This window comes from Thioalkalivibrio sp. ARh3 (assembly GCF_000377265.1).
GTDB lineage: Bacteria > Pseudomonadota > Gammaproteobacteria > Ectothiorhodospirales > Ectothiorhodospiraceae > Thioalkalivibrio > Thioalkalivibrio thiocyanoxidans.
Genome location: NZ_KB897949.1, coordinates 265,639 through 276,748, shown reverse-complemented (window position 1 = coordinate 276,748; position 11,110 = coordinate 265,639). Strand labels below are relative to the sequence as shown.

General features: G+C 67.5%; 12 protein-coding genes. 8 read left to right on the top strand and 4 right to left on the bottom strand.

Features of this window, described 5'->3' with window-relative positions; translation table 11 throughout:
• Window positions 1-91: 91 nt before the first annotated feature.
• The 8 genes from C995_RS0108240 to glpK all read left to right on the top strand — a co-directional run bounded on the left by C995_RS0108240 (window position 92) and on the right by glpK (window position 7,802).
• Window positions 92-1,759, top strand: coding sequence for a CTP synthase (locus tag C995_RS0108240; RefSeq protein WP_018864482.1), 1,668 nt, complete (start codon window positions 92-94; stop codon window positions 1,757-1,759).
• Window positions 1,760-1,852: 93 nt separating this feature from the next.
• Complete coding sequence (gene kdsA / locus C995_RS0108235; protein WP_018864481.1) at window positions 1,853-2,695, top strand: 3-deoxy-8-phosphooctulonate synthase; 843 nt, start codon at window positions 1,853-1,855, stop codon at window positions 2,693-2,695.
• Window positions 2,696-2,777: 82 nt separating this feature from the next.
• A complete protein-coding gene (eno, locus tag C995_RS0108230) occupies window positions 2,778-4,055 on the top strand; it encodes a phosphopyruvate hydratase (RefSeq protein WP_018864480.1) in 1,278 nt (425 codons plus the stop codon).
• Between the two features lie 150 nt (window positions 4,056-4,205).
• On the top strand, window positions 4,206-4,613 hold the full coding sequence (ftsB, locus tag C995_RS0108225; RefSeq protein ID WP_018864479.1) for a cell division protein FtsB: 408 nt from the start codon (window positions 4,206-4,208) through the stop codon (window positions 4,611-4,613).
• Complete coding sequence (ispD, locus tag C995_RS0108220) at window positions 4,606-5,355, top strand: 2-C-methyl-D-erythritol 4-phosphate cytidylyltransferase (protein WP_018864478.1); 750 nt, start codon at window positions 4,606-4,608, stop codon at window positions 5,353-5,355. Before ftsB ends, ispD begins: the two co-directional genes overlap by 8 nt.
• A complete protein-coding gene (gene ispF / locus C995_RS0108215) occupies window positions 5,352-5,852 on the top strand; it encodes a 2-C-methyl-D-erythritol 2,4-cyclodiphosphate synthase (protein ID WP_026279033.1) in 501 nt (166 codons plus the stop codon). The genes ispD and ispF overlap by 4 nt, the downstream gene beginning before the upstream one ends.
• Window positions 5,849-6,235, top strand: a complete 387-nt coding sequence (locus C995_RS0108210) for a VOC family protein (RefSeq protein WP_026279032.1) — start codon at window positions 5,849-5,851, stop codon at window positions 6,233-6,235. Before ispF ends, C995_RS0108210 begins: the two co-directional genes overlap by 4 nt.
• Window positions 6,236-6,284: 49 nt before the next feature.
• Window positions 6,285-7,802, top strand: a complete 1,518-nt coding sequence (gene glpK, locus C995_RS0108205; protein WP_018864475.1) for a glycerol kinase GlpK — start codon at window positions 6,285-6,287, stop codon at window positions 7,800-7,802.
• A 167-nt stretch (window positions 7,803-7,969) separates the two neighbouring features.
• Here glpK and C995_RS0108200 read toward each other — a convergent pair whose 3' ends face one another.
• From C995_RS0108200 to C995_RS0108185, 4 genes are read right to left on the bottom strand one after another with little or no spacing between them, the layout of a single operon-like run.
• A complete protein-coding gene (locus C995_RS0108200) occupies window positions 7,970-8,818 on the bottom strand; it encodes a pirin family protein (RefSeq protein ID WP_018864474.1) in 849 nt (282 codons plus the stop codon).
• 59 nt (window positions 8,819-8,877) lie between these two features.
• On the bottom strand, window positions 8,878-9,267 hold the full coding sequence (locus C995_RS0108195; RefSeq protein ID WP_018864473.1) for a hypothetical protein: 390 nt from the start codon (window positions 9,265-9,267) through the stop codon (window positions 8,878-8,880).
• A 12-nt stretch (window positions 9,268-9,279) separates the two neighbouring features.
• Window positions 9,280-10,134, bottom strand: coding sequence for an ABC transporter ATP-binding protein (locus tag C995_RS0108190; protein ID WP_018864472.1), 855 nt, complete (start codon window positions 10,132-10,134; stop codon window positions 9,280-9,282).
• Window positions 10,134-11,105, bottom strand: coding sequence for an iron ABC transporter permease (locus C995_RS0108185; RefSeq protein ID WP_018864471.1), 972 nt, complete (start codon window positions 11,103-11,105; stop codon window positions 10,134-10,136). Before C995_RS0108185 ends, C995_RS0108190 begins: the two co-directional genes overlap by 1 nt.
• Window positions 11,106-11,110: the final 5 nt, after the last annotated feature.

The window sequence follows — 11,110 nt, the reverse complement described above, 5'->3', positions numbered from 1 at the left end:
GCAGGGGGTCTCTGGTAGCATTTCGGGCGATTTCAGCCGCCCGTTAGCCCTTTTGTGGCGGGGTCAGTGTTTCCCTAGCCAGGTTTCCCGCATGACGCGTTATGTATTCATTACCGGAGGCGTGGTTTCGTCTCTGGGCAAAGGCATTGCATCCGCCTCGCTGGGGGCCATCCTGGAGGCGCGCGGCCTCAAGGTGACGCTGCTCAAGCTCGACCCCTATATCAACGTCGATCCGGGTACCATGAGCCCGTTCCAGCACGGCGAGGTCTTCGTGACCGACGATGGCGCGGAGACGGACCTTGATCTGGGGCACTACGAGCGTTTCGTGCGCGTGCGGACATCGCGGCGCAACAACTTCACCACCGGCCAGATCTACGAGAACGTGATCCGCAAGGAGCGCCGTGGCGACTACCTGGGCGGCACGGTGCAGGTGATCCCGCATATCACCGACGAGATCAAGCGCTCCATTCGCGAGGGCGCGGGCGATGCCGACATCGCGCTGATCGAGATCGGCGGTACGGTGGGCGATATCGAGTCCCTGCCGTTTCTCGAGGCCATTCGCCAGATGGGCGTGGAGCTGGGGCACGACAACGCCCTGTTCATGCACCTGACCCTGGTGCCCTTTATTGCCGCGGCCGGCGAGATCAAGACCAAGCCCACCCAGCACTCGGTCAAGGAACTGCGCTCGATCGGGATCCAGCCGGACATCCTGATGTGTCGGGCTACCAATCCGATCCCGGAGGGGGAACGGCGCAAGATCGCGCTGTTTACCAACGTCGAGGAGAAGGCGGTCATCTCCGCGGTGGATGTGGACAACATCTACAAGATCCCGCTGTGGCTGCATTCGCAGAAGCTGGACGACATCGTCCTGCGCAAGCTGCATATCGAGGCCCCGCAGGCCGACCTGTCGGACTGGAAGCACGTGGTCAACGCCATGGAGTTCCCGGAATCCGAAGTCACCGTGGGCATGATTGGCAAGTACGTCGATCTGACCGAATCCTACAAGTCCGTGAACGAGGCCCTGACCCATGCCGGCGTGCAGGTCGGGACCCGAGTGCGCATTCGCTATCTCGATTCGGAGAAGCTGGAAGGGGCCGATGCCGAGATCCAGGGCGAGATGGAAGGCCTGGATGCGATCCTGGTGCCCGGCGGCTTCGGCGAGCGTGGCGTGGAGGGCAAGATTGCGGCCGTGCGCTATGCGCGCGAGCACGGCGTGCCCTACCTGGGTATCTGTCTCGGTATGCAGGTGGCGGTGATCGAATTCGCGCGTGCCCGGGCCGGTCTCGAAGGTGCGCACAGTACGGAGTTTGCCCCGGACACCCCGCACCCGGTGATCGCCCTCATTACCGAGTGGCAGGACCGAGAGGGCCGCATCGAGCGGCGCGATGCCGAGAGCGATCTCGGAGGCACGATGCGCCTGGGGGCACAGTCCGCGCGACTGGCCCAGGGTTCGCGGATTGCGGAGGCCTATGGCCGCGAAGAGGTCAGCGAGCGCCATCGCCACCGCTTCGAGTTCAACAATGCCTATCGCGAACGGCTGGAGGCGGCGGGGCTGCGCATCTCCGGCGTGTCCGAGTCCGGCGAGCTGGTCGAGGCGGTGGAACTGCCGGACCACCCGTGGTTTATCGGCTGCCAGTTCCACCCGGAGTTCACCTCGACCCCGCGCGACGGGCATCCGCTGTTTACCGGGTTTATCCGTGCCGCGCGCACCTATCAGGACGAGCGCGAGCCGGAGACCACGACGGCGCTGACGGAGTAGAGAGACGCGGAAAAGCGTCTCTCGGGCACGTCGTCACTATGACGCTTCGCGGCCGACCCCCGGGAGGGTACCGGCTGCCCTACAGGACAGAGCATGCAGCTTTGCGGTTTTGAAGTCGGCCTTGACCGGCCCTTTTTTCTGATTGCCGGCCCCTGCGTGATCGAATCCGAGGCGATGGCCCTGGACACCGCGGGCACGCTCAAGGCGATCACCGACGAGCTGGGTATCCCGTTTGTCTACAAGTCCTCGTTCGACAAGGCCAATCGCTCGTCGACAAAGAGTTTCCGGGGCCCGGGGATCGAAGAGGGCCTGCGCATCCTGGAGCAGGTGAAGCGGCAGTTGGGGGTTCCGGTGCTGACCGACGTCCACGAGGACACCCCGCTGGACGAGGTCGCGGCCGTGGTGGACGTGCTGCAAACGCCCGCGTTCCTGTGCCGGCAGACGAACTTCATCCAGAACGTCGCGCGTCAGGGGCGCCCGGTGAACATCAAGAAGGGCCAGTTCCTCGCGCCCTGGGATATGGGCAACGTCGTGGACAAGGCGCGCGAGGCGGGGAACGACCAGATCATGGTCTGCGAACGCGGCGTCTCCTTCGGCTACAACACGCTGATCTCGGACATGCGGGGTCTGGCCCAGATGCGCCAGACCGGTTGCCCGGTGGTGTTCGACGCCACGCATTCGGTCCAGCAGCCGGGCGGGCAGGGCGCGAGCTCCGGCGGGCAGCGCGAATACGTCCCTGTGCTGGCGCGGGCGGCCGTTGCCTCCGGGGTGTCGGGTCTGTTCATGGAGACCCATCCGGACCCGGAGCGCGCGCTCTCGGACGGGCCCAATGCATGGCCGCTGCCGCGCATGGCGGAGCTGCTGAGCACGCTCAAGGCGCTGGATGCCGCCACCAAGGCACAGCCGTTTGCCGAGGCCGAGTACGGGTTGGGCTGAGGCACGGTTACAGATCTAATAATTTCGTTTAACTTCCGCTTCCAACTGTCGAGGCGGATGGGTTTATTTTCAAGGAGAGAGCATGTCCCAGATTGCGGAGATTCACGCCCGCGAGATCATCGACTCGCGGGGCAACCCGACGGTCGAGGCCGACGTTGTCCTGGATTCCGGCGCCATGGGGCGCGCGGCGGTGCCATCGGGGGCCTCCACCGGGGCCCGCGAGGCACTCGAGCTGCGTGACGACGAGCCACGCTATGGCGGCAAGGGCGTGCAGAAGGCCGTGGGCCATGTGAATGGCGAAATCCGCGACGCCCTGCGCGGCATGGAGCTGGACCAGACGGCGGTCGACCGCCGCATGCTCGAGCTGGACGGCACCGAGAACAAGTCGCGCCTGGGCGCGAACGCGCTGCTGGCCGTGTCGATGGCGGCCGCGCACGCGCAGGCGGCGGATCGCGAACAGCCGCTGTTCGAGGCCATGGGTGGCGAGCAGGCGAATCTGCTGCCGGTGCCGATGATGAACATCATCAACGGCGGCGCCCATGCCGACAACAGCGTCGACATGCAGGAGTTCATGATCCTGCCGGTGGGTGCGGATTCCGTGCGCGAGGCCGTGCGCTACGGCGCCGAGGTGTTCCATGCCCTGAAGAAGGTGCTGGGTCAGCGCAACCTGGCGACGGGCGTGGGGGACGAGGGCGGCTTCGCCCCCGATCTGCCGTCCAATTCGGCCGCGATCGAGGTGATCCTCGAGGCCATCCACAAGGCGGGCTTCAAGGCCGGGCAGGACATCTGGCTGGGCCTCGACTGCGCCAGCTCCGAGTTCTATCGCGACGGCCGCTACCACCTCGACTCCGAGGGCAAGGCCTTCTCCGCCGACGAGTTCTGCGAGTACCTTGCCCACTGGGTCGACCAGTACCCGATTCTGACCATCGAGGACGGCATGGGCGAGGACGACTGGGATGGCTGGAAGGTCCTCACCGAGCGTCTCGGTGACCGCGTGCAGCTGGTCGGCGACGACCTGTTCGTGACCAATACGCAGATCCTGCAGGAAGGGATCGACAAGGGGGTGGCCAACTCGATCCTGATCAAGCTGAACCAGATCGGCACCGTAACCGAGACCCTGGAGGCCATCGAGCTGGCGCGCCAGGCGAAGTTCACGGCGGTGATCTCGCATCGCTCCGGCGAGACCGAGGACGTGACCATCGCCGATCTGGCGGTAGCCACCGGGGTTGGCCAGATCAAGACCGGTTCGCTCTCGCGCTCGGATCGCGTGGCCAAGTACAACCAGCTGATCCGGATCGAGGAACATCTGGGGTCCCGGGCGCGTTATCCCGGCATGGATGCCTTCAACATCCGGCGATAGGGCCGCGGTTGCCTCGTTTGCCACGGCCAAGGTGCGCAGCCTGCGGGGCGGTTCCTGTGCCCGGCCGCCAAGGGGACTTAGAATGCCGGGCATGGAAGCTCGACTCTCTCCCTGGCGGCTGGCCGTGGCGACCGGCCGCAGGAATCGCTGATGCGCTGGTTGCTGATCGGTCTGGCCGTGCTGCTACTGCTGTTGCAGTGGCCGCTGTGGCTGGGAGAGGGTAGTTGGCGCGATGTACGCGACCTGCGGGAGCAGGTAGAGGAGCAGCGTGCGGCCAATGCCGAGCTGGAACAGCGCAATCAGGCGCTGGAGGCCGAGGTACAGGACCTGCGTACCGGCACCGATGCAGTGGAAGAGCGCGCCCGCCGCGACCTGGGCATGATCCGCGAAGACGAAATCTTCTTCTTTGTGGTCGGCGAGGACGACGACCGGCGTCCAGTGCCGGAGCCGTTGCCAGACCCGGCGCGGGATGTGTCCCCGGGGCCCGCCGAGATCCCGGACCGCGAACGCGAGCCGGCAACCGATACGCTGCCACCCGAGGATCCGTTTGATGGCTGATCCCGACACCAACAACCCCTCCGCGGAACCCGCCTACTGGGCCCTGATCCCGGCGGCCGGCGTGGGCCGGCGCATGGGCTCCGATCGACCCAAGCAGTTCCTGACGCTGGGGCCGCGCACCATCCTGTCGCATACCCTGTCGATCTTCCTGGAGCACCCGCGCATTCGCGGCGTGGTGCTGGTGCTGGGGCCGGATGTGGACCCGGACGCGCTGGATCTCCCGTTGGCGGGGGGCCGCCTTTTTCGTGTCGCCGGCGGCGCCGAGCGGGCCGACTCGGTCCAGAACGGACTCGATTTTCTGCAGGAACGGGCCTCCCCCGACGACTGGGTACTGGTGCACGATGCGGCACGCCCCTGCCTGCCACGCGCGGACCTGGACCATTTGCTGCAATCGCTGCGGGATGACCCGGTCGGCGGTCTGCTGGCCACACCCAGCACCGACACGGTCAAGTGGAGCGACGAGTATGGGCGGGTCGAGCGCACGCTGGAACGCGAGCGCGTCTGGCGTGCGCTGACACCGCAGATGTTCCGTCTCGGCATGCTGCGGGAGGCCAACCGGGCCGCGCGCCAGGCCGGACACCCGGTTACCGATGAGGCCAGCGCGATCGAATGGCATGGCGCCCGTCCGCGTCTGATCGAGGGCTCGATGATGAACATCAAGATCACCCGGGCCGAGGATCTGGAGCTGGCCCAGCTGTACCTGATGCAGCAGGGGCGTCTGGACGGGGGGTTCCGGCCATGAGCCGCATGCGCGTGGGGCAGGGCTTCGACGTGCACGCCTTCGGGCCGGGCGATCATCTGATCCTGGGCGGTGTGCGTATCCCGTTCGATCACGGCTTTGTCGCGCATTCCGATGGCGACGTCCTGTTGCACGCGATCTGCGATGCCCTGTTCGGGGCCGCGGGCCTGGGGGATATCGGCCGCCACTTTCCCGATACCGACGAGCGCTTTCGCGGGGCGAACAGCCGCGACCTGCTGCGCGAGACCCTGCGCCGCGTCCAGGAGGCCGGGTGGCGTCCGGTGAACGTGGATGCGACCGTGATCGCACAGGCGCCGAAGATGGCCCCGCATGTCGCGGCGATGGAGGACCATATCGCCTCGGACCTGGGGCTTGCGGCCGATTGCGTGAACGTCAAGGCGACGACCACCGAGCACCTGGGCTTCACCGGGCGCGGAGAAGGCGTGGCGGCCCAGGCAGTGGTGCTGCTGGAGCCTTCCTCGGGGTTGATGCAGGTATGACGGCGGCTCGATCCCCCAGTGTGCTGGGCCTGGATCACGTCAGTGTCGTGATCGGCGATCTGGAGGCGTCCGCGCGGTTCTATGGCGAGCTCCTGGGGCTGCGCCCCGTGGAGCGTCCGGATCTCGGCTTTCCGGGGCTCTGGTATGACCTGGGTGGCGGGCAGACCCTGCACCTGCTGGGTGTGCCCAATCCGGACGCTACCGAACGCGACGTGCGCGGCGGTCGCGATCGCCACCTGGCCTTGCGCGTGCGTGGTCTGGACACCTTGCTGCAACGCCTGGAGAACGCCGGGCACCCGGCCGATCGCAGCCAGTCCGGGCGACCGGCCGCGTTCGTCCGCGACCCGGACGGCAACACCGTCGAACTGATCGAGGCGGGCTGACACCGCGCGGGTGCGCCGCGCCGAAACCCCCGCTGCACGAGGAGGGAACATGGACGGCGAGTACATCCTGGCCCTGGATCAGGGCACGACCAGCTGCCGGGCGATCCTGTTCGATCATGAGGCGTCGATCATCGGTGTCGCCCAGCGCGAGTTCACCCAGCATTACCCCCAGCCCGGCTGGGTCGAGCACGACGCGATGGAGATCTGGGGCACCCAGATCGGGGCGGCGCGCGAGGTGCTCGAGACCCGTGGCATCAAACCGTCCCAGCTGGCGGCCATCGGCATCACCAACCAGCGCGAGACCACCGTGGTCTGGGACCGCGAGACGGGCAAGCCGATCCACCCGGCGATCGTCTGGCAGGACCGGCGCACTGCGGGTTTCTGCGACGAGCTGAAGGCGCGCGGGCTGGAGGAGACCATCCGGGAACGCAGCGGGCTGGTGGTGGATGCCTACTTCTCCGGAACCAAGCTGCGCTGGCTGCTGGATCACGTGGACGGTGCGCGCGAGCGCGCGGAGCGCGGCGAGCTGCTGTTCGGCACCATGGATACCTGGCTGATCTGGAATCTCACCCGAGGCGAGCGGCATGTAACCGATGTCTCCAACGCCTCGCGCACGCAGCTGTTCAACATCCACGAGCTGGACTGGGATGACACGCTGCTGGACGAACTGGAGATCCCGCGGGCCATGCTCCCCGAGGTCCGGGGCTCCAGCGAGGTGCTCGGCCATACGGGCACCGAGATGTTTGGGGCCCACGAGATCCCCATCGCCGGCGTGGCCGGCGACCAGCATGCGGCGCTCTTCGGGCAGACCTGCTTCGATCGCGGCATGGCCAAGAACACCTATGGCACCGGCTGCTTTCTCCTGATGAACACCGGCACCGAGCCGGTCACTTCGCACTCGGGTCTGCTCACGACCGTCGCCTGGAGCGTCGATGGCCAGGTCGAGTATGCGCTGGAGGGCTCCATCTTCATTGCCGGTGCCGCGATCCAGTGGCTGCGGGACGAGCTCAAGCTGATCGATTCGGCCGAGGACTCGGAATACTACGCGAGCAAGGTGGAGGACTCCGACGGCGTCTATGTCGTCCCGGCATTCGCGGGGCTCGGGGCTCCGTACTGGGACATGTATGCCCGCGGGGCGATCTTCGGGCTGACGCGCGGCACGCGCAAGGAACACATCACCCGCGCCACGCTGGACTCGCTGGCCTACCAGACCAAGGACGTGATCGACGCGATGGAGCAGGACTCCGGCATCGCGCTGAAGGGCCTGCGCGTCGACGGCGGTGCGGTCGCCAACAACGTGATGATGCAGTTCCAGGCCGACATGCTCGGGGTGAATGTCGAGCGCCCGGTGGTCACGGAATCGACTGCCCTGGGGGCCGCCTATCTGGCCGGGCTGGCCGTGGGCTTCTGGACGCGCGACGAACTGGCGCAGAAGAGCCAGCTGGACCGGGTATTCGAGCCGCAGATGGATGCGGCCACCCGCGATCGCTATTACCGGGGCTGGAAGAAGGCCGTGAAACGCACGATGGGGTGGGCGCGCGAGGACGACCACGAGGCGACCGACTAGCGGGCGGGTGGTCGGGGGAGCTGGCTGGCGTGGGCAGGGGCTTCGCCGCCAAGGCGGCTCCCACAGGGGGCAGTGGGTAGAGCGATGACTTTTACCCGGCGCTACCCTGAAGTCTGTGGGAGCGGGCTTGCCCGCGAAAGCCCCTGCCAGAGCCAGACCCTGCCGGGTCAGCCGATGCTGGCCGGCTCGGCCGCGAGCCGGCCGGACTGGTAGTCGCTGATCGCCTGCTCGATCTCGTCCGAGGTGTTCATCACGAACGGGCCGTAGTGGGCGATCGGTTCGCCCAGCGGGCGGCCCTTGAAGAGCAGCACCCGCGCATCCTGCTGTGCGATCAGGTGGATCTGCGTCTGCCCGCTCCAGGTGCCCAGCTGGCCGGTCTTCAGCCCGGTGAGCTCGCCGTCGTAGACATAGGCAAGCACCCGGTCGTCCAGCTGGACGGCCAGCGACAGGCGGTAGCCGGCGGGCAGGCTCAGATCCGCCATGGCCGCGCCTTCGCCGATCTGTTCCAGCGGGCCTTCGGTATCCCCGGCGCTGGTCTGCCAGGAGCCGGCAATCGCCTTGAAGTGCAGCGGGCCGTCGTCTTCCGGCAGGTGGCGCATCGCGTCGGCGCGCACGTCGCGGTACCGCGGCGGGTCCATCTTGCGCCGCGCCGGCAGGTTCACCCAGAGCTGGAAGCCGTGCAGCCCGTCCGAATCCAGCAGGGGCATCTCGGAGTGGATGACCCCGCGCCCGGCACTCATCCACTGGGCCTCACCGGCCTCCACACGCCCCTGGTTGCCCATCGAATCCTCGTGGGTCAGGCCGCCGTGGACGAGGTAGGTCAGCGTCTCGAAGCCGCGATGCGGGTGGGAGGGGAAACCACCGATGTAGTCCTCCTTCGAACTGGCCTTAAGCTCGTCGAGCATCAGGAAGGGGTCCAGGCCGCCGCCAAAGTCATGGATGCGGCGAATCTTCACACCCGCGCCGTCCTGGGTCGGGTGGGCTGTGCGTACGCTGTCCGGCGGTGTGGGGGTCATGACTTCTCCTTGATGAACCCTGCAACCATACCGACCATAAAGGCAAAAGAAAATTGCATTCAGGGCCCGTCATGGGGCGGCTGCAGCGATGTCAGCTCCAGCCAGCTATCGGCAAAGAATTCAAGGCTCTCGACGAAATCCGGGTCGTGTTCCTGGCGGTTGATGGTCAGGTGCAGCATGACCGCCTCCGGGGTCGGCGGATGCCCGGTCGTCAGGGTCCAGGCGAGTGCGTTCGGGCAGCCCGGCAGGCTGAAGCGCACCCCGCCATTGATGCACTCGCGCCGGACACGAAACTCGCCCCACAGGCAGTAGACGACTCCGGCATCCGGCCCGGCATCCTCAACAAGCGTGTCGATAGCGGGGCAAAGCCGAGGCAGGGCCGGCACGGTCAGCTCGGCCTGCAGGGAATCGGTGCCAGCCCGCAGGGGCAGGGTGCGAAAGAATTCCACGGGGCGTCCTCGTTACGGGATGGTCGGCATGAAGACCGGCTGGCCGTCGATCTCGCCGGTGCTCAGCGGCTGGTTGTACAGCCGTTCCAGCGCGGACGGTACCAGCATCGTCCGTGTCGGACCCCAGCAGGCCTTGCCGTCGGGGAACATCAGCAGCAGGTGATCGCAGTAGCGTACCGCCAGGTTCACGTCGTGTAGCACCAGGATCGCGGTGCGGTCGTCCCGGGCAATGCCGCGTATATGGTCCAGCACCGCCACCTGGTGGTGCAGGTCGAGCTGGCTGGTGGGCTCGTCGAGCAGCAGGAGCCGCGGATTCTGGGTGAGTACGGTGGCGATGGCCAGGCGCTGGCGCTCGCCGCCGGACAGGGTGTCCACCAGGCGGTGCTCCAGCTCGGCCAGGTCCATCCGGACCAGGGCCGCACGGGCCTGGGCGTAGTCCTCGGCGGTCTCGATGTCCCAGGGCCGCAGGTAGGGGTGGCGGCCGATCAGGGCCGTCTCCAGTACCGTTGCCGGGAAGCCGTCGTGGTGCTTCTGGAACACCAGGCCCAGCTCGCGCGCAAGATGTGCACGCGAGTATTCGGGGAGCGGGCGGCCTTGCACATGGATCTCTCCGGCGCGGGCCGCGCGCAGCCCGCCCAGGGTGTGCAGCAGGGTGCTCTTGCCCGCGCCGTTCGGGCCGAGGATGCCCCAGCACTGTCCCGGGTTGATGGTCAGGTCCAGGGGCGCGCCGCTGGCGCGTTCCGGTATATCGATGACCAGATCGTGGGTCGCTAGAAGGGTGTCCGGCCCCGGCGCCTCGTGCACGCTCTCGGTGCCGGACGTGCGGGGATCGCCATGACGTTGGGGGTCGGCAGTGCGCGGCGACATCAGCGGCTCCGGTACAGCAGGAACAGGAATACGGGGACGCCCAGCATCGCGGTGATCACGCCGACGGGCAACTGCTCCGGGGCGATCATCGTCCGGGCGAGGGTGTCGGCCAGCGTCAGCAGGATGCCGCCGCCGAGTGCCGAGGCCGGCAGGATCACGCGCTGGTCGTTGCCGAAGATCAGCCGGAGCATGTGCGGCACGATCAGCCCGACAAAGCCGACCGCGCCGACCTGCATGACCGCCGTGGCGGTGATCAGTGCCGCCACGACATAGATCGTCCACTCCACCGGCCGTACGGCCACACCCAGTGCGGCCGCCTGCATCGGGCCCCGCGCCAGGACGTTCAGCGTCCGCCCCAGCGGCAGGGCCAGCAGTACGACCAGCACCAGCACGCCCCAGGCGGGGTAGGGGTTGCGGGCGTGGGAGACATCGCCCATCAGCCAGTACAGCATCCCGGGGAGCTCCGCGGTCGGGCTCACGGCGAGCAGGAAGCTGATCACCGCCCCCCAGCCGGCCGCCACGACCACACCGGTCAGCAGCAGGCGGGTCGGCGTCCAGCTGCCGGTGCCGTGCGCGAGGCCGAACACGATCACCGTGGACAGCAAGGCACCCGTGAAGGCGGCGACCGAGACCGAAAACATCGACAGGCCCGCGAGCATGGCCAGCAGGGCACCGACGGAGGCACCCCCGGAGAGGCCCAGCACATAGGGATCGGCCAGCGGATTGCGCAGCAACACCTGCATCAGGGCACCGGCGACGCCCAGCAGCCCGCCGGCGGCGAATGCGGCCAGGGCGCGTGGCAGGCGCAGTTCCAGTACCAGCGTATTGTGCAGGCGGCTCCCTTCGCCCTGTATCACGGCGAGCAAGTCCCCGGCGGGGATTGCCACGCTGCCATAGGCCAGCGCGACCAGGATCGCGAGCAGCGACACCGGGAGCAGGACCCCCGTGGCGAGGAGGAAGGAGCGCGTCACGGCTG

Bases quoted from the DNA above. Each gene is read 5' to 3' on its own strand.
- ispF (WP_026279033.1), top strand. From the start codon at position 5,352: ATGAGCCGCATGCGCGTGGGGCAGGGCTTCGACGTGCACGCCTTCGGG.
- C995_RS0108200 (WP_018864474.1), bottom strand. From the start codon at position 8,818: ATGACCCCCACACCGCCGGACAGCGTACGCACAGCCCACCCGACCCAG.
- eno (WP_018864480.1), top strand. From the start codon at position 2,778: ATGTCCCAGATTGCGGAGATTCACGCCCGCGAGATCATCGACTCGCGG.
- C995_RS0108190 (WP_018864472.1), bottom strand. From the start codon at position 10,134: ATGTCGCCGCGCACTGCCGACCCCCAACGTCATGGCGATCCCCGCACG.
- ftsB (WP_018864479.1), top strand. From the start codon at position 4,206: ATGCGCTGGTTGCTGATCGGTCTGGCCGTGCTGCTACTGCTGTTGCAG.
- glpK (WP_018864475.1), top strand. From the start codon at position 6,285: ATGGACGGCGAGTACATCCTGGCCCTGGATCAGGGCACGACCAGCTGC.
- ispD (WP_018864478.1), top strand. From the start codon at position 4,606: ATGGCTGATCCCGACACCAACAACCCCTCCGCGGAACCCGCCTACTGG.
- C995_RS0108210 (WP_026279032.1), top strand. From the start codon at position 5,849: ATGACGGCGGCTCGATCCCCCAGTGTGCTGGGCCTGGATCACGTCAGT.
- C995_RS0108240 (WP_018864482.1), top strand. From the start codon at position 92: ATGACGCGTTATGTATTCATTACCGGAGGCGTGGTTTCGTCTCTGGGC.
- kdsA (WP_018864481.1), top strand. From the start codon at position 1,853: ATGCAGCTTTGCGGTTTTGAAGTCGGCCTTGACCGGCCCTTTTTTCTG.